Annotated in this window: 25 protein-coding genes (1 of these 25 only partly in view); 14 read left to right on the forward strand and 11 right to left on the reverse strand. The window is 60.5% G+C overall.

The window, feature by feature from the left end; genetic code table 11:
• The 4 genes from lhpI to ACXHRN_RS24505 form a co-directional block, all read left to right on the forward strand.
• Positions 1-809, forward strand: the 3' portion of a protein-coding gene (lhpI, locus tag ACXHRN_RS24490; RefSeq protein ID WP_488638874.1) for a bifunctional Delta(1)-pyrroline-2-carboxylate/Delta(1)-piperideine-2-carboxylate reductase. 151 nt of this gene lie to the left of the window's left edge; 809 of the gene's 960 nt are visible here — the last part of the coding sequence; its start codon lies beyond the left edge, outside the window; it ends in the stop codon at positions 807-809.
• 7 nt (positions 810-816) lie between these two features.
• The gene (hrpB, locus tag ACXHRN_RS24495) at positions 817-3279 is read left to right on the forward strand and encodes an ATP-dependent helicase HrpB (protein WP_488638875.1); all 2463 of its coding nucleotides are present in this window, start codon (positions 817-819) and stop codon (positions 3277-3279) included.
• A gap of 15 nt (positions 3280-3294) precedes the next feature.
• On the forward strand, positions 3295-4575 hold the full coding sequence (locus ACXHRN_RS24500; RefSeq protein WP_488638876.1) for an ActS/PrrB/RegB family redox-sensitive histidine kinase: 1281 nt from the start codon (positions 3295-3297) through the stop codon (positions 4573-4575).
• 63 nt (positions 4576-4638) lie between these two features.
• Positions 4639-5208 carry an ActR/PrrA/RegA family redox response regulator transcription factor gene (locus ACXHRN_RS24505; protein ID WP_488638877.1) on the forward strand — a complete coding sequence of 190 codons (570 nt, stop codon included), beginning with the start codon at positions 4639-4641 and terminating at the stop codon, positions 5206-5208.
• A 10-nt stretch (positions 5209-5218) separates the two neighbouring features.
• On the opposite strand, the gene ACXHRN_RS24510 is transcribed toward ACXHRN_RS24505, so the two are convergent.
• Positions 5219-5734, reverse strand: a complete 516-nt coding sequence (locus tag ACXHRN_RS24510) for an MmcB family DNA repair protein (protein WP_488638878.1) — start codon at positions 5732-5734, stop codon at positions 5219-5221.
• Positions 5735-5919: 185 nt separating this feature from the next.
• Here ACXHRN_RS24510 and ACXHRN_RS24515 point away from each other — a divergent pair, with 185 nt between their 5' ends.
• Positions 5920-6576 carry a L,D-transpeptidase gene (locus tag ACXHRN_RS24515; RefSeq protein ID WP_488638879.1) on the forward strand — a complete coding sequence of 219 codons (657 nt, stop codon included), beginning with the start codon at positions 5920-5922 and terminating at the stop codon, positions 6574-6576.
• 68 nt (positions 6577-6644) lie between these two features.
• A complete protein-coding gene (locus tag ACXHRN_RS24520; protein WP_488638880.1) occupies positions 6645-7547 on the forward strand; it encodes an aminoglycoside phosphotransferase family protein in 903 nt (300 codons plus the stop codon).
• 6 nt (positions 7548-7553) lie between these two features.
• Here ACXHRN_RS24520 and ACXHRN_RS24525 read toward each other — a convergent pair whose 3' ends face one another.
• Entirely contained in the window at positions 7554-9722 is a 2169-nt protein-coding gene (locus ACXHRN_RS24525) for a malate synthase G (protein WP_488642011.1), read from the reverse strand.
• Positions 9723-9831: 109 nt separating this feature from the next.
• Positions 9832-11829 carry a hydantoinase/oxoprolinase N-terminal domain-containing protein gene (locus ACXHRN_RS24530; protein ID WP_488638881.1) on the reverse strand — a complete coding sequence of 666 codons (1998 nt, stop codon included), beginning with the start codon at positions 11827-11829 and terminating at the stop codon, positions 9832-9834.
• Between the two features lie 148 nt (positions 11830-11977).
• On the opposite strand from ACXHRN_RS24530, the gene ACXHRN_RS24535 reads away from it, so the two are divergent.
• Positions 11978-12523 carry a hypothetical protein gene (locus tag ACXHRN_RS24535; protein ID WP_488638882.1) on the forward strand — a complete coding sequence of 182 codons (546 nt, stop codon included), beginning with the start codon at positions 11978-11980 and terminating at the stop codon, positions 12521-12523.
• On the opposite strand, the gene ACXHRN_RS24540 is transcribed toward ACXHRN_RS24535, so the two are convergent.
• The 5 genes from ACXHRN_RS24540 to hslV all read right to left on the reverse strand — a co-directional run bounded on the left by ACXHRN_RS24540 (position 12489) and on the right by hslV (position 17424).
• Positions 12489-13880 carry a cytochrome P450 gene (locus ACXHRN_RS24540; protein ID WP_488638883.1) on the reverse strand — a complete coding sequence of 464 codons (1392 nt, stop codon included), beginning with the start codon at positions 13878-13880 and terminating at the stop codon, positions 12489-12491. The genes ACXHRN_RS24535 and ACXHRN_RS24540 overlap by 35 nt on opposite strands.
• A 29-nt stretch (positions 13881-13909) precedes the next feature.
• Positions 13910-14875 (reverse strand): DUF1402 family protein, encoded by a 966-nt coding sequence (locus ACXHRN_RS24545; protein ID WP_488638884.1) that lies wholly within the window; start codon positions 14873-14875, stop codon positions 13910-13912.
• A 185-nt stretch (positions 14876-15060) separates the two neighbouring features.
• Positions 15061-16365, reverse strand: a complete 1305-nt coding sequence (gene hslU / locus ACXHRN_RS24550; RefSeq protein WP_488638885.1) for an ATP-dependent protease ATPase subunit HslU — start codon at positions 16363-16365, stop codon at positions 15061-15063.
• Positions 16362-16877: a GNAT family N-acetyltransferase gene (locus ACXHRN_RS24555; RefSeq protein WP_488638886.1), complete on the reverse strand. Its 516-nt coding sequence runs from the start codon at positions 16875-16877 to the stop codon at positions 16362-16364. The genes hslU and ACXHRN_RS24555 overlap by 4 nt, the downstream gene beginning before the upstream one ends.
• The gene (hslV, locus tag ACXHRN_RS24560; RefSeq protein ID WP_488642012.1) at positions 16867-17424 is read right to left on the reverse strand and encodes an ATP-dependent protease subunit HslV; all 558 of its coding nucleotides are present in this window, start codon (positions 17422-17424) and stop codon (positions 16867-16869) included. The genes ACXHRN_RS24555 and hslV overlap by 11 nt, the downstream gene beginning before the upstream one ends.
• A 172-nt stretch (positions 17425-17596) precedes the next feature.
• On the opposite strand from hslV, the gene hisB reads away from it, so the two are divergent.
• From hisB to coaA, 7 genes are read left to right on the forward strand one after another with little or no spacing between them, the layout of a single operon-like run.
• On the forward strand, positions 17597-18202 hold the full coding sequence (gene hisB, locus ACXHRN_RS24565) for an imidazoleglycerol-phosphate dehydratase HisB (RefSeq protein WP_488642013.1): 606 nt from the start codon (positions 17597-17599) through the stop codon (positions 18200-18202).
• A 17-nt stretch (positions 18203-18219) separates the two neighbouring features.
• Positions 18220-18687 carry a DUF2628 domain-containing protein gene (locus ACXHRN_RS24570; RefSeq protein ID WP_488638887.1) on the forward strand — a complete coding sequence of 156 codons (468 nt, stop codon included), beginning with the start codon at positions 18220-18222 and terminating at the stop codon, positions 18685-18687.
• Positions 18688-18689: 2 nt separating this feature from the next.
• Entirely contained in the window at positions 18690-19340 is a 651-nt protein-coding gene (gene hisH, locus ACXHRN_RS24575; RefSeq protein WP_488638888.1) for an imidazole glycerol phosphate synthase subunit HisH, read from the forward strand.
• A 1-nt stretch (position 19341) separates the two neighbouring features.
• Positions 19342-20070: a 1-(5-phosphoribosyl)-5-[(5-phosphoribosylamino)methylideneamino]imidazole-4-carboxamide isomerase gene (gene hisA / locus ACXHRN_RS24580; RefSeq protein ID WP_488638889.1), complete on the forward strand. Its 729-nt coding sequence runs from the start codon at positions 19342-19344 to the stop codon at positions 20068-20070.
• Positions 20071-20082: 12 nt separating this feature from the next.
• On the forward strand, positions 20083-20865 hold the full coding sequence (hisF, locus tag ACXHRN_RS24585; protein WP_488638890.1) for an imidazole glycerol phosphate synthase subunit HisF: 783 nt from the start codon (positions 20083-20085) through the stop codon (positions 20863-20865).
• A 27-nt stretch (positions 20866-20892) separates the two neighbouring features.
• Positions 20893-21216 carry a phosphoribosyl-ATP diphosphatase gene (locus tag ACXHRN_RS24590; RefSeq protein WP_488638891.1) on the forward strand — a complete coding sequence of 108 codons (324 nt, stop codon included), beginning with the start codon at positions 20893-20895 and terminating at the stop codon, positions 21214-21216.
• Between the two features lie 44 nt (positions 21217-21260).
• Positions 21261-22208, forward strand: coding sequence for a type I pantothenate kinase (gene coaA, locus ACXHRN_RS24595; RefSeq protein WP_488642014.1), 948 nt, complete (start codon positions 21261-21263; stop codon positions 22206-22208).
• Between the two features lie 6 nt (positions 22209-22214).
• Here the strand turns inward: coaA and ACXHRN_RS24600 are convergent, their stop codons facing one another.
• The 3 genes from ACXHRN_RS24600 to ACXHRN_RS24610 all read right to left on the reverse strand — a co-directional run bounded on the left by ACXHRN_RS24600 (position 22215) and on the right by ACXHRN_RS24610 (position 24993).
• Positions 22215-22832, reverse strand: coding sequence for an alpha-ketoglutarate-dependent dioxygenase AlkB family protein (locus ACXHRN_RS24600; protein WP_488638892.1), 618 nt, complete (start codon positions 22830-22832; stop codon positions 22215-22217).
• Positions 22832-23266 carry an alternative ribosome rescue aminoacyl-tRNA hydrolase ArfB gene (gene arfB / locus ACXHRN_RS24605; protein ID WP_488638893.1) on the reverse strand — a complete coding sequence of 145 codons (435 nt, stop codon included), beginning with the start codon at positions 23264-23266 and terminating at the stop codon, positions 22832-22834. The genes ACXHRN_RS24600 and arfB overlap by 1 nt, the downstream gene beginning before the upstream one ends.
• A 116-nt stretch (positions 23267-23382) precedes the next feature.
• Entirely contained in the window at positions 23383-24993 is a 1611-nt protein-coding gene (locus ACXHRN_RS24610; protein ID WP_488638894.1) for a phosphoenolpyruvate carboxykinase, read from the reverse strand.
• Positions 24994-25260: the final 267 nt, after the last annotated feature.

Raw genomic sequence — 25260 nt, forward strand, 5'->3', positions numbered from 1 at the left:
TGCTGATGCCGGCCTGGCTGCCGGGCCGGTATTTCGGCGTCAAGATGGTCTCGGTGTTTCCCGACAACGGCAAGCGCGGGCTACCGGCGATCTTCGGCTCTTATCTGTTGTCCTCAGGATCGACCGGCGAGCTGCTGACCATACTGGATGGTGGCGAGTTGACGGCGCGGCGCACGGCGGCGGCATCGGCGCTTGCCTCACGCTATCTATCCCACAAGGACAGCTCCACTCTGCTGGTGGTGGGAACAGGAAGGCTTTCCGCCAATCTTATAGAAGCGCATGCAGCGGTGCGGCCGATCACCAAAGTGCTGGTCTGGGGCCGCGACACGGCAAAGGCTGAGCAGATCGCCGATCGGGCGGCATCACTCGGCCTTTCGATCTCGGTCACCGACGATCTGGCTTCGGCAGCGGCCAGCGCCGACATCATTTCCTGCTGCACTCTATCCGAACGTCCTCTTATAGAGGGAGAGTGGCTCAAGCCCGGCACCCATCTCGATCTGATTGGCGCCTTCAAGCCAACGATGCGCGAGAGCGACGACGAGGCCGTGCGGCGTTCGCGTATCTATGTCGATACGCGCGCGGGCGCGCTTGCGGAAGGCGGCGACCTGATCCAACCGATCCGCGCGGGCATCATATCAGCAGACGACATTGTCGCGGATCTCGCCGATCTTGCGGGTGGGATAGCCAAGGGACGGGAAAGCGAATCGGAGATTACGCTGTTCAAGTCGGTCGGCGCCAGTATCGAGGATCTGGCCGGGGCGATCTTCGCCCTGGAGAGAGTGACCTACAAAGCTTCCGAGGAGCTTTGAAACAGACATGCCGGTCAGCCTGCCTCATTTTCCCGTCTCCGAGGTCCTCGGATCTATAGCAGCGGCGCTCGAATCGGGCACGCGTGCCATTCTTTCCGCTCCGCCCGGCGCGGGCAAGACGACGATCGTGCCCCTCTACCTGCTCGACGCGCCCTGGCGTGGCGAGCGCAAGATCATCCTGCTCGAACCGAGACGGCTTGCGGCGCGCGCCGCAGCCAACCGCATGGCGTCGCTGCTGGGCGAAAAGACCGGCGAAACGGTGGGCTACCGAATGCGGCTGGATTCGAAGATCTCCGCGCGCACGCGCATAGAGGTAGTGACCGAGGGCGTGTTTGCCAGGATGATCCTCGATGATCCCGAACTCAAGGGAGTATCGCTGGTTATCTTCGACGAATTCCATGAGCGTTCGCTCGATGCGGATTTTGGCCTGGCGCTGGCGCTCGACGCGCAGGCGGGGCTTCGTGACGATCTGCGGATCCTGGTGATGTCGGCGACCCTTGATATAGAGGGTATCGCTTCTCTTATGGAGAATGCGCCGGTGATCGAAAGCATGGGGCGGACGTTTCCCATCGACATCCGCTATCAGGATCGTGATTCCAGCCAGAAGATCGAGGATGTGATGGCGCGCGCCATCATCGCTGCCCATCATGATGAAAGCGGCTCGATTCTGGCATTCCTGCCCGGGCAGCGAGAAATCACCCGCACCGCCGAACGGCTTGAAGGCCGATTCGGACCGGAGACGGTGATTGCGCCGCTGTTCGGCAATCTTTCCCAAGCCGAACAGGACCAGGCGATCAAGCCCGCACCGGATGGCAGGCGCAAGATCGTGCTCGCCACCTCGATCGCCGAGACATCGATCACCATCGATGGCGTCCGCATCGTCATCGACAGCGGATTGCAGCGGCGACCCGTCTATGAAGCGGCAACCGGAATCACGCGGCTGGAGACCCGCCGCGTATCTCGCGCTTCCGCCGACCAGCGGGCAGGCCGCGCCGGGCGTACCGAGCCCGGCATCGCGCTGAGGCTATGGCACCAGGGGCAGACGGCGGCGCTCGAAGCCTTTACGCCGGCCGAAATCCTGTCCACCGACCTCTCCGGCCTGCTTCTCGATCTCTCTTATTGGGGCGTGAGTGGCCCGGGCGACCTGAAATTTCTCGACCAGCCGCCGGCGACCGCCATTCAGGAGGCGCGGACCCTTCTGGTTTCGCTGGGCGCGTTCGACGCCAAGGGCGCAATCACGGAAGAAGGGCGGCTGATCCGCAACCTAGCTTTGCCGCCTCGACTGGCGGCCATGGCGACCGCGGCGAACCGGGAAGGTCACGGGCTGGAGGCCTGCGAGGTGGCTATTCTTCTGACCGAGCAAGGATTGGGCGGCAATTCCATCGACCTTGAAGAGCGGCTCAGCCGCTTTCAGAGTGATCGCGGCGAGCGGGCCGAATCGTCGCGACGGCTTGCAAAGCGGCTGGCCGAATCGCTTCCCAGGCATGAACGGGCGGGATTTCGGGCTCCGATCGGACAATTGCTGCTGCATGCCTTTCCGGACCGGATCGCCTTCCAGCGCGGCGGACGTGGTCGCTATGTGATGGCCAATGGCCGCGGCGGCGAAGTTGCCGATACCGAGCGGCTCGCCAAATCCGAGATGCTTGTCATCGCCGACCTCACGGGGCGAGCAGGCGCGCAACGCATTCTCGCGGCGGCCGAGACGTCGCGGGCGGAAATCGAGGCGGAACTGCCGGGCGCGATTAAGCGCGAGGAGGAGTGTTTCTTCGACATCGACAAGAAGCAGGTGCGGGCGCGGCGCGTCACCCGACTTGGGGCGATCATCTTCGAGGAGGCGCCGCTTGCCCGACCGACGGGTGAACGGGCGGCCAAGGCACTTGTCGACGGCATCCGCATGCTGGGGATTTCGGCGCTGCCATTTTCGAAGGCGGCGCAGCAACTGCGCGAGCGATTGGGATTCCTGCACCGGACGATCGGCGATCCATGGCCAGAAGTCAGCGACGAGGGGCTGATGGCAACGGTGGAAGACTGGCTGCTGCCGTTTCTCGACGATGCACGGGGAATCGATTCGATTCGCGCCGACAGCCTGTCGCAGGGACTGTTGAGCTTGGTGCCGCATTCGCTGCGCCGCGATCTCGACCGGCTGGCGCCAACGCATTTCGAATCGCCGGCCGGCAACCGCCATCCCGTCGACTATAGCGGCGAGGAGCCTTCGGTTTCGGTGCGGGTGCAGGAGCTTTTCGGGTTGAAGAGCCATCCGGCACTGGGCGGCGAGCGCATTCCCATTCTTTTCGAATTGACATCGCCAGCACACCGGCCGATTCAGACCACGCGGGACCTGCCAGGTTTCTGGAAGGGCTCGTGGAAAGATGTCCGCGCCGATATGCGCGGGCGATACCCGAAGCACCCCTGGCCCGAAGATCCATCCGAGGCGCCGCCGACCGCGCGCGCCAAACCGCGCGGCACGTAAGCAGAGTAACAACAAATGGCGCTTGAAACGATCGTCGACCGGCCCGAAGGCCGCAAACTCAGGCTGGAGACACTGATTCGATTGCGATGGCTGGCCGTGATCGGCCAGGCGGTATCGGTGGTCATCGTTGCGGTGGTGCTGCAATTTTCTCTGCCGCTGTTTGCCTGTGCGGCGCTGATCACCGTGCTGGCGCTGGCCAATGCCTGGCTGCAGCTCTCCTATCCCTCGACGTTCCGGCTCGAACCGTCCTGGGCGCTGGCGCTCCTGACCTTCGATCTGTTCCAGCTGGCGGCGCTGCTCTTCGTCACCGGCGGGCTGACCAATCCGTTTGCGCCGCTGATTTCCGTGCCGGTGATCATTTCGAGCGCCTCGCAGCCGCTGCGCTACAGCCTGGGGCTGGTGCTGGTGGCGATCCTTTGCATTACAGCGCTGGCGTTTTCGCCTTTCGCGCTGCCCTGGTATCCGGGCATCACGGTGCCGTTCGAGCCGATCCTGCTCGCCGGCATGTGGTTTGCGATCGTGTCGACCACTTCCTTTGCCGCCTTTTACAATTATCGTGTGTCGGAGGAAGCCAGCGAGCTTTCAGCGGCGCTGGCGGCGACGGAACTGGTGTTGCAGCGGGAAATGCACCTTTCGGAACTCGACGGGTTGGCGGCTGCGGCCGCCCATGAACTCGGCACGCCGCTCGCCACCATATCTCTGGTTGCCAAGGAAATGAGTCGCGAGATCGGGCCGACCGACCGCTTCCATGAGGATGTGCAACTGCTGATCTCCCAGAGCGAGCGCTGTCGCGATATCATGAAGCGGCTGACGACGCTGTCGACCGGTAGCGAAGAGCATATGCGGAAGATGCCACTTTCCTCCCTGATCGAGGAGGTGACGGCGCCGCATCGCGAATTTGGCATCGACATCAAGGTTATCGAGGAAAGCCCGCGTGCAGACGAGCCGGTCAGCCGGCGCAATGCCGGCGTGGTCTACGGCCTCGGCAACCTGATCGAGAATGCCGTCGACTACGCGCAGTCCGAAGTTGTCGTGCGTGTCCGGCACGACAAGAACATCGTCCAGATCGTCATTGAGGACAATGGTGAGGGCTTTGCCCCGGATATATTGCAGCGAATCGGCGAGCCCTATGTGACGAGCCGCACGGGACATCCAAAGGCGGGGGGGCTCGGCCTGGGCCTTTTCATCGCCAAGACCCTGCTGGAACGCTCCGGTGCCGAGTTGACATTCGAAAACACGTCAGGCGCTCGCGTCACGATAACTTGGAAACGCGAATATATGGACGCAGAGCGCTGATTGGCGCTTGGCCGCCACCGGAACTCGCCTATATTGACTGTGTACACCAAGGGTTTTCCAATCATGACCGAAATTGCCGCACATCCCGCTTCCGCCGATATTATCGGCGCTGATGCCTCGCTGTTGATCGTCGAGGATGACGCGCCCTTCCTCAAGCGCCTGGCCCGCGCCATGGAGAGCCGCGGCTTCAAGGTGGAGACGGCAGAGAGCGTGGCGGAAGGAATCGCCAAGGCCAAGGCCCGTCCGCCGAAATATGCGGTGGTGGATCTAAGGCTCGCCGACGGCAACGGCCTCGATGTCATCGAAACCATCCGCACCAAGCGCGATGATTCGCATATGATCGTGCTGACCGGCTACGGCAATATCGCTACGGCGGTGACGGCGGTAAAGCTCGGCGCCATAGACTATCTGGCCAAGCCAGCGGATGCGGACGAAGTGTTTGCCGCCCTGACGCGCAAAAGTGGCGAGAAGGTCGAGTTGCCGGAAAACCCGATGTCGGCCGATCGCGTGCGCTGGGAACATATCCAGCGCGTCTATGAAATGTGCGAACGCAACGTCTCGGAAACCGCGCGACGCCTCAACATGCACCGGCGTACATTGCAGCGCATCCTCGCCAAACGCGCGCCGAAGTAATATTCACTCTTCATAAGCTGTCGTTTTCGGGCTCGTTGGGGTTGGGGATACCCAGCCGATCGGCCGCCCATTCCGCATGCATCAGGCGTGCGGCGGCGATGCGGGAGAAATTCAGCGTCAGTGCCTTGCGGGTGGCGGGCAGCAGCTTGTGCTCAGGCGCATCACGAATCATCTCGGCGCCATAGGAATCCGACAGGAACAGCCCGCATTCCTCGGGAAAGATCTCGGCCGGCACATCTCGCAGGGTTGCGAAGAAAAGCCGGTCACAAAAGGCGCGGTATTCAGGCCATTTTCGATCGACTCGAAAGTCCTCGATCGAGGATTTGATCTCGATAATCCAGATTTCACCTTTTTCCGACAAAGTAACGATATCGGCGCGCCTGCCGCTGGACAGCGCCAGTTCCGGCAAGGTCGCGTGACGCATGTCATGCAGTAGCCTCTGCATGCCACGACGAATGGCCAGCGCGCGCTGCGATTGCCGCCCATCCTTGAGTGGGTTGTCTCCGTGAATCGAAAGTATTGCCATGCGCTAATCCTGCCGTTTCAAGGGCATAATGTTGCAAAAAAACAATGGTGGCTTTCTTTGCCGCAACGCCGGGGTTCCTCGGGCGTTGCGGCGCTTGCAAAAGCCGGGCCAATCGCAAATAAACCGTATTTAGAGATGGTGGGCACCAACCATCCTCCTCCCACAATTCAAGTCAAGAGAAACAGATGCGCCTCCGCTACGCGACTACGGCATTCGGCCTGCTCCTCGGCCTCGGCCTAGCTTCCTGCTCCACAACATCGACATCCGAAACCGCCAGCGTCGAGACGTCCGAAATCGTCACCGAGTCGTATGGCAAGGTCACCGACGCAGGCTATGCCCTGCCGGCCATCCCGATCAACCGGGTCGACAAGAAATTCCACCGCCAGGTCGTCGATTACCCGACAGACAAAAAGCACGGCACGATCATCGTCGATACGCGCACACGTTTCCTGTACTACGTTTTGGGCGACGGTAAGGCTATGCGCTACGGCATCGGCGTCGGCAAGCAGGGTTTTGCCTGGAAGGGCGAGGCCTATGTGGCCTGGAAACAGGAATGGCCGACTTGGCATCCGCCGGCTGAAATGGCCGTGCGCAAGCCGGAAATCGCCAAGTATGTCGAAAAGGGCATGGACCCCGGCATCACCAATCCGCTCGGCGCACGCGCCATGTATCTGTTCGACGACAAGGGTCATGATACGATGTTCCGCCTGCACGGTACGCCGGAATGGGCTTCGATCGGCACTGCCGCCTCGTCGGGCTGCATCCGTCTGATGAACCAGGACGTCATCGACCTTTATTCACGCGTCCGTCCGGGCAAGAGCACGCGCGTCGTCGTTCTCTGATCCGAACCCTGAGATCTGACGAGAGCCGCTGGGATTTCCCGGCGGCTCTTTTGTTTTTACATAGGTGGATGATGACCACGACAAGGATGCATGCGGACGAAATCATCGTCAGCGACGCCCAGGCGCGATCGCTGATCGATGCCCAGTTTCCGCAGCATGCCGGTCTCCCTTTGACGAAGGTGAATTCGGGTGGCACCGACCATACGATCTATCGGCTCGGAAGTGCGATGGCAGTGCGCTTTCCGCGCATACCGGCTGCAGCGGGACAGGCGGAAAAGGATTTTCGCTGGCTGCGTCCCCTTGCTCCGCAGCTTGCCCTGAGGATTCCGCGGCCATTGGCGGTCGGCATGCCGACGAGTGATTATCCGTTTCACTGGTCGGTGTGTGAGTGGCTCGAGGGCGAAAATGCTTTTCTGCATCCTCCCCAAGATCTCGGTCACGCATCGCTGAAGCTCGCCGAGTTCGTTCGCTCTCTTCGTCATGCGCCGATTCCAAGCGATTCGCCTACCGGCGGCCGCGGTGGACCGCTGGCTGGACGCGACAAGGAAACTCGTGCCGCGATCACCGACCTTCATGGACTGATCGACGTGGAAACCACGCTAGTCGCCTGGGGGCAATCGCTTGCCGCGCCTCGCTGGGATGCTGCCCCGGTCTGGTTGCATGGCGATATCCATCCCGCCAACCTGATCGTTGAGAATGGCGAATTGACAGGAATTATCGATTTCGGATGCCTGACCGTTGGCGATCCGGCCACTGACCTGATGATAGCCTGGTCGATGCTCGACGCCAGCACACGACAAACATTCCGCGCAGCGCTTTCGGTCGATGATTCGACCTGGCTGCGCGGACGTGGCTGGGCGCTGTCCGTGGCGCTGATCGCACTACCCTATTATCTCGAGACAAATCCGGTATTGGTGTCGATCTCCCGTCGGGTGATCGAACAGGTGCTGGAGGATTTCAAGTCCGCATAGTGCGAATCAGCCCGCCAACTTCGCCTTGAGCTCCAGGCGCCTGCGATGCAACACCGGCTCGGTGTAGCCATTCGGCTGGATACGACCCTTCATCACCAGTTCGACTGCCGCCTGGAAGGCGATCGAGCTGCCGAAATGCGGCGCCATTGGCGTGTAGAGCGGGTCGCCGGCATTCTGGCTGTCGACCACCTCGGCCATCCGCTTCATCGTCGAGATCACCTGATCTTCGGTGATGACGCCATGATGCAGCCAGTTGGCCATGTGCTGGGCCGAAATACGCAGAGTGGCGCGATCTTCCATCAGGCCGATGTTGTTGATATCGGGCACCTTGGAGCAACCGACGCCCTGATCGATCCAGCGGACGACATAGCCGAGTATGCCCTGGCAATTGTTGTCGATCTCGTGCTGGATTTCCTCCTGCGTCCAGTTGGGTCGCGACGCAACCGGAATGCTGAGAATGTCGCTAAGCTCGGCCTTCGGGCGTGATTTCAGGCTTTCCTGCACAGCCGCGACATTGACCTTGTGATAGTGAGTCGCGTGCAGCGTGGCTGCTGTCGGCGACGGCACCCAGGCAGTGTTGGCGCCCGCTTTCGGATGGGCGATCTTCTGTTCCAGCATCGCAGCCATCAGGTCGGGCATCGCCCACATGCCCTTGCCGATCTGCGCGTGACCCGACAGGCCGCATTCCAGACCGGTATCGACATTCCAGTTTTCATAGGCGGCGATCCACGCCGCCTGCTTCATGTCACCCTTGCGAATCATCGGGCCGGCTTCCATCGAGGTATGGATCTCGTCACCCGTGCGGTCGAGAAAGCCGGTATTGATGAACACCACACGATCGGCGGCGGCGCGGATGCATTCCTTGAGGTTGACCGTCGTGCGGCGCTCCTCGTCCATGATGCCCATCTTGATCGTATTCGGCTGCATCTTCAGCATCTCTTCGACGCGCTTGAAGATTTCGGCGGCGAAAGCGACTTCCTCGGGCCCATGCATCTTCGGCTTGACGACATACATCGAGCCGGCCTGGGAATTCTTCAGGCGACCGTTCGGACCGATGTCATGCAGCGCGATCAGAGCCGTGACGCAGGCATCCATGATGCCTTCGGGCACTTCATTGCCGTGCTTGTCCAGGATCGCCGGGTTGGTCATGAGGTGGCCGACATTGCGCACCAGCATCAGCGAGCGGCATTTGACTGAAAGCGTGCCGATATCCGGCTTGATGTAGTCGACGTCCGGATTGAGCTTACGGGTGAAGGTCTTGCCTGACTTGGTCACTTCTTCCGTGAGGTCACCCTTCATGAGGCCGAGCCAATTGCGATAGACTGTGACCTTGTCCTCGGCATCGACGGCGGCAATCGAGTCCTCGCAGTCCATGATCGCGGTGATGGCCGATTCGATCCACACATCGGAAATGCTGGCGGGGTCCGATTTGCCGATGATGCTGTTGGGATCGACGAGGATTTCGATCAGCAAGCCGTTGTTGCGCAGCAGGACCCGCAACTCGACGAGCTCATTCTGCAGATAGCCGGCAAATTGATGCGGATCGCGCAGACCAGTCTCGCCGATCTCGTTGGAAACGATCAGTGCTCCATCGCGAATCAGCAGCGATGTGACGCCTTCCCAGCTGCCGCCGGCCAACGGCACGGCTTCATTGAGAAATTTTCTCGCCCAGGCGACGACCTTGGCGCCGCGAGCGGGATTGTAGCCCTTGGTCTTTTCAGCGCCATCCGACTCGGCAATCGCGTCGGTGCCGTAGAGCGCATCGTAAAGCGAGCCCCAGCGGGCATTGGCGGCATTGAGTGCATAGCGTGCATTCATTACCGGGACGACCAATTGCGGCCCGGCAATAGCGGCGATTTCGGGATCAACATTTGCGGTATTGATCGTGAAGGGGCCGCCTTCAGGAACGATGTAGCCGATCTCGCGCAGGAACGCCTCGTAGCGCGCCATGTCGACCGGCGCTCCATTCTTCTTGTACCAGTCGTCGAGCTGCATCTGGATCGCATCACGCTTCTGCAGCAGTGCGCGATTCTTCGGAGCGAGGTCGTGGATGATATCGGCGAGACTCGTGAAATAATGCTCGGGCTTCACGCCGGTGCCCGGCAGCGCCTCGGTGAGCAGGAAATCGTAGAGCGCCTGGTCGATGCGGAGCCCGTGCTGTTCCACCATGGTCATGGCGATACCCTTCATTCAAAACCCTGAAATCGCGCGAACAGTGCGGTATCGACGGAAATCAGTCAATCCGATGCAAGCACCCAGGATTTATTCCCACGAGGAACAAATGTCAGGTGATTTTTGGCCTTCCGATCGCGGTTGCCGTGAAGCGCGCCTCTACCAGCTTGCGATTGCCCTCGATCTCGGGTGCCTCGATGACTTCGTTGAGGTGGACCACCGGCTCATCGGCGCCGCTTGCGATGGCGTGTTCGAGCGCCGTGTCCGTCGCGCGTTTGCGGGCGATGTCCATCGTCTGCGCTTCGCCGACCATGCGCGTGGTATCGCCGCCACCGGAAATGACGAACACGCCATCCTCCGGCGACGTCACCGTCACCACCACGGTCTGGCTAATTTCGCCGGCAACCGCACCAATCGCATTGGCGACGCCTGCATCGGATGGAATGATCGATTCGGCATCCAGCATTTCGGCAATCGCGGGATAATAGACATGCGCCGAGGCGCCGAGGCCAATCAGAGGCCGATCGAGCGACAGTGCAAAGCGAACCACTCCCGGCTTTCGGGCCAGGGCTCTCTCCACCGGGACGGATCGCGATGGGTCGACGCCTTCGACATTGTCTTCGCTGAGCGCCGCAGCGAGAATCACTTCCGACGACTGCCGTGTCATGCGCCTTTCGATCTTCTCGGCAAATGCCTCGGCCGACGATGCGATCGGTTTGCCGGTGCCGTCCTTGGTGCGAGCCCCGAGTTCGAGCGCCAAACGCGCCGCGTCAGTGTTCCACTGGTTCTGCCGTCCCAGCACATGCATGGCGTCCGATGGCGTGACGCCGGCGATGTGAACGAGGCCACGCGAAACCAGCCGGTCGAGAGATGCTTTCTGCATCGAGGACATCAACAGATCATTGAGTGCGATCGGCTTGTCATTGATTCGCTGGTAGAGCGTCTCGTCCTGAACCGAAAGACCGCTGGCGAATCTATCCGGCAGTCCGGAGCGGATAGCGAATCGTCCGTCGTGGCGACCGGGATGGGTCGCCTTGAGCTGCCGGTCCAGCGCGTCGATGATGTCATTGCCGTGCAGATGGGCGACAAGGCTGAGCGGCAGGATGCGTCGGGGACCGAGAATCAGCGATGCCTCAAGCCCGCGGGCATTCACATGCACTTCCGAATCACCGCCGAGGCCGTAGGTGCGCATGGCGACAGCCTGCACCATGGTGCGATAGCCGCCGACGACAGCACCTTCTTCATCCAGCCGCGGCCGGCCATTGTCGAGAATCGCCACATCCGTCGTCGTGCCGCCGATGTCGGAAACGACTGCGTTGTCGAGGCCGGTCAGGAATCGCGCGCCGACCAAGCTTGCCGCCGGGCCGGAGAGAATCGTCTCGATCGGCCGCAACCGTGCCTCGGCGGAAGAAATCAACGCACCGTCACCGCGCACCACCATCAGCGGCGCCTTGATTCCATGCGCCTTCAGAAAATCTTCCGATGAGCCGATCAGCCGGTCGATCATCGACACAAGTCGCGCGTTCAACAATGTCGTCAGCGCCCGGCGCGGACCGCCAAGCTTGGAGGAAAGTTCATGGCTGCAAGTCACCGGCAGATGCGTGCGCTCACGGACGAAATTCCTCACTCGCAATTCATGGTCGGGATTGCGGGTGGAGAAGTAGCCGGCAATGGCAAAGGCAGTGACCGTCGTCGACAGATGCTCGATCTCGATTTCCAGCGCCGACATATCGAGCGGCGTCTCGTGGCCATAGACATTGTGGCCGCCGGGCAGGAAAATGACGGGATCGGCGCCCAGCGCCGCCTTCAAACCGTCGCGCTCGAGATCCTCGGGGCCGAAACCGATCATGATAAGGCCGACGCGGCCGCCCTGGCCCTCGACCAGCGCATTCGTGGCGAGCGTGGTGGACAGCGACGCGAGGCGGATCGACGATGGATCAGTGCCGGTCTCGTCGAGCACATTCTCGACCGCCTTGCGGATGCCTTCGGAAAGGTCATGGCGGGTGGTGAGCGACTTGGCTCTCGCCTTCACCCCCTCCTCGGGGCTGAAGAGCACCGCATCCGTATAAGTTCCACCTGTGTCGATGCCGAGAAGAAATCGCGATGCCACGCCGTTATACCATTAAGTGCTGCTGTAACGCCTTGAAAGAACCATGCCTTGACGGCATGAAGCCTCAAGCGGCTTATGGGATTTCGGGGCCGATATCCAGACCAGGATGCGGCAGATCAGCGTAAAAACCGACAAGTGGATGGGACCTATGGGTATTTGGACGAAGCTGAGCAGAGCATTGATGGCCGGTTTGATGCTGACCGCGGGCGCAAGCGCATTCGCGCAAGAGAGCGATGAGGACGAATACAAGCCGGAACTGCCTGAAATGTCGATCTACAAGGCCATGCTCGATGCCAACCGGCAGCCGGGTTGGATCCAGTTCCGCAACTATGACAATCGCCAGCTCATCTATTTCACAGCGTTGCAGACCATGCGCTGCCGGCTCTCGGAAGTGCGCTACTCCATCGATTCAGACGAGTTGGATCAACGCTTTCCGCTCGGCAGCTGCGATCCCCAGCAGCCGTTCAACATTCCGGCCGACGATCCCACCAACAAATACATCTATCTCGACATGAAGGGTCACAAGGCCAAAACCGTGACCATCCAGGTCGTCTGGGCGGATGGCTCGGGCAGCGAGATCGTTACCTATCGACCCTGCGACAATGTCGGCGAATCGACCTGCGCGCGCATCAAAAAGATCGCCAAGCCGGGCACGAAGCTCAGCGCGCCCGAACCGACATCGCAATCCCGTTGAGGGGCTGCGTCGTCAGCCGCTGTACCGGCCAGGCCCTGGTATTCGCCGTCACGTCAAAGCGATAGCGCTTCATCAGCACCGCAAGCGCGATCACCGCTTCCTGCAATGCAAAAGTCGCGCCGATACAGATACGCGGTCCCGCACCGAACGGCAGGTATTGGAAGCGATTGATCTTGTCGCGATTGCCGGGGAGGAAGCGTTCCGGCATGAAATGCCGCGGGCGGTCCCAGTATAATGTGTGCCGGTGCAGCGTCCACGGCATGACCAGCACCGATTCGCCCTTTGGCAGTTGGATTGTCTTGGCGCTCTCGTCCGTCCATTCGTCGTCTTCGAGGGGTGCGCGATTGATCGACGGCGCCGGCGGATAGAGCCTCAGCGCTTCCTCGAAGGCGGCGCGGACATGCGGCATCGCATCGAGCCAGTCGACGGGATCGGCGCCATCGGCGATGACTCGATCGATCTCGTCTTCCATCAGGTTGCGGAAATGCGGGCTTTCGGCGACACAATAGAGCGTCCAGGCCAGCGCCCGCGCGGTGGTTTCATGCCCCGCACCGATGAAGGTGAGGATATTGTCTTCGATCTCGTCGCGAGTTAGGCCCTCAGGGCCTTCGAGCTTCAAGAGCAGCGTCAGGAAGTCGTCCTGCACATCGTCGCCGCGCTCGATCGCTGCCTTGCGAGCATCCATCGTCTCCGAGACGATCGAACGGAAAGCCTTGAGTGCTTTCCTGCCGGGGATGCGGGTGATGCGCGGCACCCAGGCGGGCGCGATCAGCAAATCCATCGGATCGATGCGGCCCATATTGTGCAGCAGCGAATCGACGCGGTCGGCAAAGCCGTCGGTACCGGTGGCGATCTCGCCGGAAAACAGCGTTTCGGCCAGGATCTCATAGGTGAGTTCGGTCATGCCGGTGGCGATGTTGATTTCTTCGCCGTTCCGCGCGGGGGCAGCGTAGCGCTCGGCGAATTCTTCCGTCTTGCGCAGCATCTGGTTGGCAAAACCGCGCGCGTGGCGGGGCGTGAAGACCGGAGCCATCGCCTTGCGGGAACGCTTCCAGACATCGCCTTCCGCAGTCAGCAAGCCGTCGCGCAGAATCGGCCTCAGCACCAGCTGCCGGATCGGCTGCATGCCATAGTTGGCTGCGTTATCGACGAGAACATGCTTGATGAGGCCTGGATGATTGGCGATCGTCGTCAGTTGCCCGAAGAATTTGACCTGCAGATAGGGAAGCGTGTAGCTCGGCTGGCCCCAGAGCTCGAGCGGATTGCGGAACATCACCTTGATGATCTCAAGCCGCGAGGGCGGAATGGTGCGCGGGATCGGGGCGGGTGGTTCAAACGGTTCGGGGCGGATATCCATCGTCGATTTTCCTATGCCCCTTAAGGAGTCTACAGAAGACTCCGGAGCTCGGCAATCTTATCGTTAATAAGCCAGCCGTAATAGTTCTCTTCGGGCAGGATCGGCGGTTCTCCGCTCGCCGCGCGGTCCTTGTTCTTCTTCGCAAGGGCATAGGCGCGCTGCTGCGGATTGCCGACATTATATAGAGTCGAGGTAATGCCTGGATTCTTGGAGATGTCCATGCCGGCGATGCGCTTGTAGTCGTCGATCGACATCTTGATGGATGCAGCCATGTAGGCGAGCGACTTGTCGGGATCCATGATCGCTTCATAGACGCCGTTGGCATCGGCCTCATCGAGCTTAGGATAGTTCGAGATCTGATGCACGAGATCGGAGAGTTCGAGCGCCGTCAGCGGATTGATCTGGCCGAGGCCAAACGTCTGGCCGGCATAAAAAGGCTGGAAGAACACCGCTGAGAAGCGGTTGTTGGGAAAATCGGTGCCGCCGACATTCTTGCCGCGGAAATCCTGCTCCCACACCCGCTCGACGCAGGTCCAGGTCGCATAAGAACCGCTTTTGGCCTTGCATTCGGCAAATTCCGGCCGGTCGATGAAATCGTCGACCTTCTCGCCTTCATAGGCGAAGCGGAACGAATTGCCGGTATAGGCCGCCGCCTTGATGTAGTAATTCTGCAGGCGGTCATAGGCGTCGACATTATAAGTGTGTTCGCCAACGATCGCGCCGACCATGTGAATCGGGTCGATGCCGTAAGCGCGCGCGGTGGTCTTGATCTTGGAGATCAGCTGCGCATCGGTCGCCAGAAGATCACGCACCTTGTCGTATTTCGCATCGAAGGTGGTCTTGCCTGCCCTGGTACGGCGCGCCGAAGCGCCCGGAACCTTGGGTTGCTCGGCATGGCGATTGCCTTCAGGAACGACGGTGACGGCATTGGCATCGGCGACCCAGATCAGCGACAAACTGAAAAGAGCGATCAGGGACAGCAGCAATCGGCGCAAGGTGGAAAAATCCGCTTCGATGTGGAGTTAGGGGCCGGACAAGCCAATCGCCCGCAATCGTGTCAAAATCAAGAGATGATTTCGCCCGCACAGCCGTTTCGCGCATTGCGCCCACTGTAGTCGCCCGAAAGCTCGCCACCTTCTCCCCGTGGTGTCGGGAAGAAGGGAAAGACGGAAAACCCGGATCAGAGAATATACCGTGACAGATCGGTGTTGGCCGCCAGCTCGCCGACATGCTTCTGCACATAGTCGGCATCGACGTGGACTTCGCGGCTGGACTGATCGGGCGCCTCGAAGGACATCTCGTCCAGCACGCGCTCCATCACCGTCTGCAGGCGGCGCGCGCCGATATTCTCGACCGTCGAGTTGAGCTTGACGGCGACATCGGCCAACGCATCGATCGCGTCCTCGCTGAAAGACAGGGTCACATTCTCAGTTGCCATCAGCGCGATATACTGGCGGATCAGGCTTGCCTCGGTTTCGGTGAGAATCCGGCGGAAATCTTCCTTGGTCAGCGCCTTGAGCTCAACGCGGATCGGCAGGCGGCCCTGCAATTCCGGTAGCAGATCCGACGGCTTGGAGACATGGAAGGCGCCCGAGGCGATGAACAGGATGTGATCGGTCTTCACCGGTCCGTATTTCGTCGACACCGTGGTGCCTTCGACCAGCGGCAACAGATCGCGCTGCACGCCTTCGCGCGACACGCCGGCGCCGACGCCGCCATCGCGGGCAGCGATCTTGTCGATTTCATCGAGGAAAACGATACCGTCGTTTTCCACCGAGATCACCGCTTCACGGGAAATCTGGTCGCTATCGATCAGCTTGTCGGATTCATCGGCGATCAGCAGCTTGTAGCTGTCCTTGACTGTCGTCTTGACCTTCTTGGAGCGGCCGCCCATCGCCTTGCCGAGAATGTCGGACAGGTTGAAAACGCCAACCCCGCCATTGCCCATGCCCGGAATGTCGATTCCTGCCGGGCTCGACGTGTCGGCAATTTCGATATCGATTTCCTTGTCGTCGAGTTCGTTGTCGCGCAGCTTGCGGCGAAACGAATCACGCGTCGCCGGCGAGGCCGTGGCACCGACCAGCGCATCGAGCACCCTCTCCTCGGCATTCAGATGCGCCTTGGCGTTGACATCAGCACGCTTCTTCTCCCGGATCAGGCCGATGCCAATCTCGACGAGGTCACGAATGATCTGCTCGACATCGCGGCCGACATAACCGACTTCGGTGAACTTGGTGGCCTCGACCTTGATGAAGGGTGCACCGGCAAGCTTGGCGAGGCGGCGGGAAATTTCCGTCTTGCCGACGCCGGTCGGCCCGATCATCAGGATGTTCTTCGGCATCACCTCTTCGCGCAGATCGCCGGTCAGTTGCTGGCGGCGCCAGCGGTTGCGCAGCGCGATGGCGACGGCGCGCTTGGCGTCGTTCTGCCCGATAATAAAGCGATCAAGCTCGGAGACGATTTCTCGTGGGGTAAAGGTGGTCATGTGTTTCTCATCTCATCTTCGGCATCCAGATGCATCAGCAGCACCGTGCCATATTCTGTGTTTCGAATGTCGTCTTTTCTGAAGCCGGCCTTGGCATAGCAGCGAATGGCATGGTGATTGTCCGGGTCCGGATCGGTCACGATGCGCTTGGCACCGCCCTCAAACAACCCCCGACAAAACGCCTTGATCATCGCGGGACCATGGCCGAGGCCGGTCAATTCGCGCACACCGATGAACTGGTCGATGCCGAGCGTACCCGCCGGCTGGTCCTGGTAGGGATGGTCATATTCCTCATGCGGATCGTAGGACTGGATATAACCAATCGGCCGATCCAGCAGCGAAACGATATAGGGTCGCACCGACGATCCATCGAGGAATTCTGCGATCTCCGAAATCTCGCCTTCCGGATCGCCCCACCATGCCTTCACATGTGGCGCTTCCAGCCAGCTTTGCAGGAGCGGCAGATCCGCCTTCTCCACCAGCCGGAAAGCATAGATTCCGCTATTCTGCATCGAGCGTTTCGACCACCACGTTGTAATTGGTGTAGACGCAGATGTCGCCGGCGATCTTCATGGCGCGGCGGGCGATGTCTTCGGCCGACTTGTCGCTGTCCATGAGCGCGCGGGCTGCCGCAAAGGCGTAGTTGCCACCCGAACCGATGGCCATCGTGCCATGCTCGGGTTCGAGCACGTCACCGTTGCCTGTGACTGCGAGGGTAATCGACTTGTCGGCCACCAGCATCATCGCTTCGAGACGACGGAGGTACTTGTCTGTCCGCCAATCCTTGGCGAGTTCGACGCAGGCGCGCTGCAGCTGGCCCGGATATTGTTCGAGCTTGGCTTCCAGCCGCTCCAGCAGTGTGAATGCATCGGCGGTCGCACCGGCAAAGCCGGCGATCACTTCGCCCTTGGCAAGCCGGCGCACCTTGCGCGCATTGCCCTTCATCACCGTCTGGCCAAGCGACACCTGGCCATCGCCGGCCATCACCACCTGTCCGTCTTTCCGGACCGTGATGATGGTCGTCGCATGCATCGTTCCATAGGGATTGTCTTCACTCATACTCATCTCGATTTCACTTTCGCCGCGATTTCGGCGGCTCGTTGCGAATTTATGTAATGAAGACCGCCCGAAATACAATCCCGCGTCGTTTTTGGCCGGCCAATGCTGGATTCTTGGTTCATGCACTGATAAGCAGCCGGAGACTTGGCTCGCAGCAAAGACAGGCATGGGAATGGCAGACATCGGCTTGAAACGCACCGGCAGCGTGTCGCGCAAGACCAACGAGACCTCGGTTTCGGTTTCGGTCGACATCGACGGCACTGGCAGCTCAAAAATCTCGACAGGCATCGGCTTTTTCGACCACATGCTCGAACAGCTTTCGCGCCATTCGTTGATCGACATGCAGATCGAGACCAAGGGCGACCTGCATGTCGACGATCACCACGCGGTCGAGGATACCGGCATTGCCATCGGCCTGGCGATCGCCAAGGCGCTCGGCGACCGGCGCGGCATCACCCGTTACGCGTCTCTCGATCTTGCGATGGACGAAACCATGACCAAGGCTGCGATCGATGTATCGGGGCGGCCGTTCCTGGTGTGGAACGTGGCCTTCAGTGCGCCGAAGATCGGCACATTCGACACTGAGCTGGTGCGCGAATTCTTCCAGGCACTGGCGATGAATGCCGGCATCACGCTGCACATCCAGAACATTTATGGGGCCAACAACCACCATATTTCGGAGACATGCTTCAAGGCGGTTGCCCGCGTGCTTCGGACAGCGACCGAAATCGATCCGCGCCAGGCAGGCCGCATTCCGTCAACCAAGGGCACTCTTTGAGATCCTGTGGGAGTTCCATGGCCAATTTCTACGTTCTGACCCCGCCAGTTCCGAAGAATCCGGAAAAAGACACTCTCTTTATCCGCGACGGATTTTCCTGGCTCGCCTTCTTCTTTCCGCTGCCGTGGCTGCTGTTGAAGAAGATGTGGCTGATTGCCGGTCTTGCCGTGATCTTCTATCTCATCTGCGTGATCATCGCCGAACAGTGGGGGCTCGACGCCCTACCCGTCGCCTTCAGCTTCATCCTCAGTCTCTGGACGTCACTCGAAGGCGGCCATGTCAGGGCCAAGATTCTGGAGCACAAGGGTTGGGGTCTGAATGCGGTGATTGCGGCCCAGGATCTCGACGAAGCCGAGGAAATCTATTTTGCAGGCCCGGCTGGCAGCAGCGCGCTCGGCTCGCTAGACGCGACGCCGGTTGACCGGCATCGACAGGCGCACGGGACGATGGCGCTTGGCCTCATCGGCTCCTATGGAGATCGCTGAGCATGCGGGTCGCCATCATCGACTATGGTTCGGGCAACCTGCGCTCCGCCGTCAAGGCATTTGAGCGGGCGTCGCGTGAAACAGGCTTGGACGCCGAAATCGAACTGACCGACAAAGCCGACCGTGTCGCCAGTGCGGATCGCATCGTGTTGCCGGGCGTTGGCGCCTATGCCGATTGCCGTCGCGGCCTGAATGCTGTACCCGGCATGATCGAAGCGCTGCGTGATGTCGTCGAGACCAAGGCACGGCCGTTTCTCGGCATCTGCGTCGGCATGCAGCTGATGTCATCGCGTGGCCTGGAGAAGACCGTGACCGAGGGCCTCGGCTGGATCAAGGGCGATGTCGTGCTGATGACGCCTTCCGATGCGCATCTCAAGATTCCGCAGATCGGCTGGAACACGTTGGTGCTTAACCGTCCGCATGCGCTGTTCGACAGCATTCCGACCGGCGAAGCCGGCCTGCATGCCTATTTCGTCCATTCCTATCATCTGGCGGCGCAGAACCGATCCGATGTCGTGGCGACAACTAACTACGGCGGCCCGATGACCGCTTTCGTGGCGCGCGACAACATGGCCGGCGCCCAGTTCCATCCGGAGAAGAGCCAGGCGCTCGGGCTGCGGCTGATTGGAAACTTCCTGAAATGGACTCCCTGATATGATTTTGTTTCCCGCCATCGACCTGAAGGACGGCCAGTGCGTCCGGCTGAAGCTCGGCGACATGGATCAGGCGACCGTCTACAACGCCGATCCCGCCGCGCAGGCCAGGGACTTCGAGGACCAGGGCTTCGAGTGGCTGCATGTCGTTGATCTCAATGGCGCTTTTGCTGGCGAGAGCGTCAATGGCGCGGCGGTCGAGGCAATCCTCAAGGCAACCAAGAACCCGGTGCAGCTTGGCGGTGGCATTCGCACGACCGCCCATATCGAGACTTGGCTCGCCAAGGGCTTGAGCCGCGTCATCCTCGGCACGATCGCAGTGCGCGACCCGGCGCTGGTGATCGAGGCCTGCAAGCTGTTTCCCGGCAAGGTCGCCGTCGGCATCGACGCCAAGGGCGGCAAGGTGGCGGTCGAGGGCTGGGCGGAAGCGTCCGAGCTCGGCGTTATTGAGCTGGCTAAGCGCTTTGAAGGTGCAGGTGTCGCTGCGATCATCTATACTGACATCGACCGCGATGGCATTCTCGCCGGCATCAACTGGGCCTCGACGCTGGAACTGGCGCGCGCGGTCTCGATCCCCGTGATCGCTTCCGGTGGCCTTGCTTCGCTCGACGATATCAGGCGGATGGCCGAGCCGGATGCGGCGATCCTGGAAGGCGCAATCTCGGGCCGGGCGCTCTACGATGGTCGCATTGACCCAACGGAAGCTTTGAAGATATTGAAGGCCGCGTAAGCGGAGACGAAGATGACCCTGAAAGCCCGCGTGATCCCCTGCCTCGACGTCAAGGACGGCCGTGTCGTCAAGGGCGTGTCCTTCGTCGACCTGATCGATGCCGGCGATCCGGTGGAAGCAGCGATCGCCTATGACGCTGCCGGCGCCGACGAGCTTTGCTTTCTCGACATCACTGCCTCCTCCGACAATCGCGAGACGATCTTTGACGTTGTCGCACGCACGGCCGAGCAATGTTTCATGCCGGTGACGGTCGGCGGCGGCGTCAGGGCGCTTGCCGATATCCGCAAGCTGCTGCTCTGCGGCGCCGACAAAGTATCGATCAACTCGGCTGCGGTGAAAGACCCCGATTTCGTCGCCCAGGCCGCCGACAAGTTCGGCGATCAATGCATCGTCGTCTCGCTCGACTGCAAGAAAGTCTCGAAACAGGGCGAAGCCGACCGCTGGGAGATCTTTACCCATGGCGGCCGCAACCCGACCGGCATAGATGCCGTGGAATTTGCCGACGCGATGGTCAAGCGCGGCGCCGGCGAGTTGCTGCTGACCTCGATGGACCAGGACGGCCAGAAGACGGGCTACGATCTCGCGTTGACGCGCACCATTGCCGATGCGGTGCCGGTGCCGGTGATTGCTTCGGGCGGCGTTGGCAATCTTGACCATCTCGTCGATGGAATCCGCGAAGGCCACGCCAATGCCGTGCTTGCCGCCTCGATTTTTCACTTCGGCACCTATACGATCGGTGAGGCAAAGCGCTATATGGCGGAAAATGGCATCGCCATGCGTCTCGACCAGGTGTAAGGGCGAGATTATCAAGGGAGTGGACGGATGAGCGATTTCACGCTTGCCGATCTGGAGCGCATCGTAGCCCGGCGGGCGGCCGCCTCCCCGGACGAATCGTGGACAGCGAAGCTGTTTGCCGCCGGCCAAGCCAAAGCCGCCAAGAAGCTCGGCGAAGAGGCTGTCGAAACCGTGATCGCAGCGATCGCCAACGACCGCAAGAACCTCACCGACGAGGCGGCCGACCTGCTCTACCACCTGCTGGTCGTACTGAAGATCGCCGACATTCCGCTTGCCGATGTAATGGCCGTGCTGGAAAGCCGGACCGCGCAATCGGGCATTACTGAAAAGGCCAGCCGGGTTCCGTCATGAACAAGGAAGTGCGTATCACCGAGGGCAGCGTGCCGCTCGACCACATGGCCGACGAGAGCTATTCGCCTTTCCGCTTTTTCACCGCCGATGAATGGGCCAAGTTCCGCGCCGATACGCCGCTGACGCTTACGGCAGATGAAGTGCAGCGCCTGCGCTCGCTCAACGACCCGATCGATCTCGACGAGGTGCGGCGTATATATCTGTCGCTTTCGCGGCTGCTATCGGCGCATGTCGAGGCCTCGCAGATCCTCTTCAACCAGCGCAAGCGCTTCCTGAGCCTCGCCGACGACCAGAAGACGCCGTTCATCATCGGCATCGCCGGCTCCGTCGCCGTTGGCAAGTCGACCACCGCGCGTATCCTCAAGGAACTCTTGTCGCGCTGGCCGTCGAGCCCGAAGGTCGATCTGGTGACGACCGATGGCTTCCTGCAGCCGAATGCCTGGTTGCAGAAGGAAAACATGATGGACCGGAAGGGCTTTCCGGAAAGCTACAACATGCCGGCGGTGCTGAAATTCCTGTCGGCCATCAAGGCGGGACAAGCGCATGTGCCGGCACCGCTATACTCGCACCTGACCTATGACGTGCTGCCGGACCAGTTCCAGATCATCGACCGGCCCGACATCCTGATTTTCGAGGGTATCAACGTCTTACAGGCGCGCGACCTGCCCGCCGATGGCCGCATTGTGCCGATGGTCTCGGATTTCTTCGATTTCTCGATCTACATAGATGCCGAGGAAAGCCAGATCCACCGCTGGTATGTCGACCGCTTCATGCGGCTGCGCGACACGGCATTTCGCAACCCGGACTCGTTCTTCCACCGCTATGCGACGATCTCGGAGCGGTCGGCGCTGGCAATCGCCGAGGGGCTGTGGGCCAACATCAATCTCAAGAACCTGCACAAGAACATCCTGCCGACCCGTCCGCGCGCCGACCTTATCCTGCAGAAGGGCGAGAATCACCTGATTGAAAAGGTGTCGATGCGGCGGCTGTGATGTCAGTCAGTCAGCAGGATTGACGCGCCGGAGCGTCAGGTTGATCCGCCCTTCCCTTTTCAGCAATGCCGACGTGCCCGGATAGATCTTGTCGACGCCATGAAATGCCAACCGGCTTTCGCCGCCAATGATCATCACATCACCGCTTTCGAGCCGAAACGACACGGTCCGTTCCTCACGCCTGACGCCACCAACGCGAAACAGACAGGCGTCGCCCAGCGAGATCGACACGACGGGCACTGAAAACTCCCGTTCGTCGCGGTCCTGGTGCAGGCCCATTTTTGCGTCGGCACCGTAATAATTGATCAGGCAGGCCTCAGGCTGGACATGTGCGCCGGAGACTTCGTTCCAGATATCAAGCAGCATTTGAGGGATCGGCGGCCAGGGATTGCCGGTGACGGGATGTGTCGGCTGGTATCGGTAGCCGCGCTGCTGATCCGTCACCCAGCCGAGCGGCCCGCAATTGGTCATCCGAACCGACATCTCCTTGCCGGTTTTCGGCATCGTCGGTGTGAACAAGGGCGCTTCGATTACAACGGCACGGATCGCCTCAACCAGTGCCTGCTGCCGGTCACGATCGAGAAATCCGGGAATATGGCGAATGCCCTTGGGAAGAACCAGCACTACTCGTCTCCGACCTTGCCGCGGTTCTTCTTGATATCGCCGCGGCCGGATTTGGCCTTCAGGCGGCGTTCGATCGAACCCTTGGTGGGCTTGGTCTTGCGGCGCACCGGCGGCGGGGGCGCATTGGCTTCGAGGATCAGTTCCTTGAGGCGTTCACGGGCGTCTTCGCGATTGCGATCCTGCGAGCGAAATTTTGCCGCGAAGATGACGACGGTGCCTTCCTTGGAAAGCTTGCGGCCGAAGACGCGCTTGGCATTGGCCTTCACGCGCTCCGGCATCGACGGCGAGTTGATTAGGTCGAAGCGCAGTTCGACGGCGGTCGCGACCTTGTTGACATTCTGGCCGCCCGGGCCTGAGGCGAGCACGAAATTCTCCGTCATCTCCCAGCCTGCAATGGCGATCCTGTCATCGATGTAGAGCGTGTCGGCAGCCATGGTTCATCTCCTGGACCTCCCTTATAGAGCGGAAAATCCGGCCGACAACCCGCACCACGCATGCAAAACCCGGCGGGCTGCCACCCGCCGGGTTTCACGTGAATCAGGCCGATCGCTTACTCGGCTGCCATGTGGATACCGGGAGCGGCGTCGCGCACGCCGCCATCGACATGCCTCTCGAACTTGGTGAAGTTCGCCACGAACATATCAACCAGCTTGCGGGCTTGGGCGTCATAAGCGGCACCCTCGAGCCAGGTCGAGCGCGGATCGAGGATCTTGGTGCTGACGCCCTCGACCGCGACCGGCACTTCGAAGCCGAAGTTGGCGTCACGGCGGAAGACAGCATTGTTGAGCGTGCCTGTCAAAGCCGCCGTCAGGAGCGCGCGTGTCGCCTTGATCGGCATGCGCGAACCGGTTCCGTAGGCGCCGCCGGTCCAGCCCGTATTGACCAGCCAGCAGGTAACCCCGTGCTCGGCAATCAACTTTTTGAGCAGATTCCCGTATTCGGCGGGGTGGCGCGGCATGAACGGGGCACCAAAGCAGGTCGAGAACGTCGCTTCCGGCTCGGTCACGCCCTTTTCCGTGCCGGCAACCTTGGCGGTGTAACCGGAGAGGAAGTGGTACATCGCCTGGTCGGGTGTCAGACGCGCGATCGGCGGCATGACGCCGAAGGCATCGGCCGTCAGCATGATGATCGTCTTCGGGTGGTTGCCCCGGCCGCTCTCGGATGCATTCGGAATGAAATGCAGGGGATAGGCCGCGCGGGTGTTTTCGGTCAACGACCCGTCGTTGAAATCCGGCTTCCGGTTGTCATCGAGCACCACATTTTCGAGCACCGTGCCGAAGCGCTGTGTGGTGTCGAAGATTTCCGGCTCCGATTCCTTGGAAAGCTTGATGGTCTTGGCATAGCAGCCGCCCTCGAAATTGAAGACGCCATGCTTGCCCCAGCCGTGCTCGTCGTCGCCGATCAAGGTGCGGTTCGGATCAGCCGACAGCGTCGTCTTGCCCGTGCCCGAGAGGCCGAAGAACACAGCCGTGTCACCGCCCTCGCCCATATTGGCAGAGCAGTGCATCGGCATGACGCCCTTCTCTGGCAAGAGGTAGTTGAGCGCGGTGAATACCGATTTCTTCATTTCACCGGCATAGGAGGTGCCACCGATCAGCACGATGCCGTTGGTGAAATCGCAGGCGATGACAGTTTCGCTGCGCGTGCTATGGCGCTCCGGATCGGCCTTGAAATCCGGCAGATCGATAATCGTCAGCTTCGGTTCGAAGCTTTCGAGCTCGTCACGTTTCGGACGGATCAGCAGGTTGCGGATGAACAGCGAATGCCAGGCGAACTCCGTGACCACGCGAGTGGGCAACGCATTGTCCTTGTCGGCACCGCCGATCAGGTCCTGGACATAGAGCGACTTGCCCTTGGCATGTGCCAGCATATCGGCTTTGAGAACAGCGAAATGCTCCGGCGACATCGGACGATTGTTGTCCCACCAAATCTTGGGATCAGTGTTTTCGTCGCGGACAACGTGCTTGTCCTTGGGCGAACGGCCGGTGTGCTGGCCGGTCAATGCGCGCAGGGCACCATGGGCGGTGAGCGTCGCTTCGCCATTCCGGATCGCGTCCTCGTAGAGTTCGGCTTCGGAATAATTATATCGAACCGAAGCCAGACCAGCAAAACCAGCGGCTTCCAGCGTGTTGTTCGGGTTCGTCATTCCGAGCTCCTCCATGGCGTATCCTTTCGCAGTGAGAACAGCTTCAATATTGGGAGATAAGACACAGCTCTTTCTAAAAAACAAGTGGAGGAATGGTGATTAAGTTAATACTATCAATGATTTAATCGATTTAAATATTTGTCGTATTTTTTAAATCGTTTGAATTAAGCCTTGATTTGTTGACTTTATTGCGAAAATCCAATGCGCGGATATCGGACAAAAATCCGGCCGATTTTCGCTTTGCCACAATTTGTTCCACGTTTATACTCATGACATCGGCGC

The sequence above is a fragment of the Shinella sp. OV683 genome, assembly GCF_057787725.1.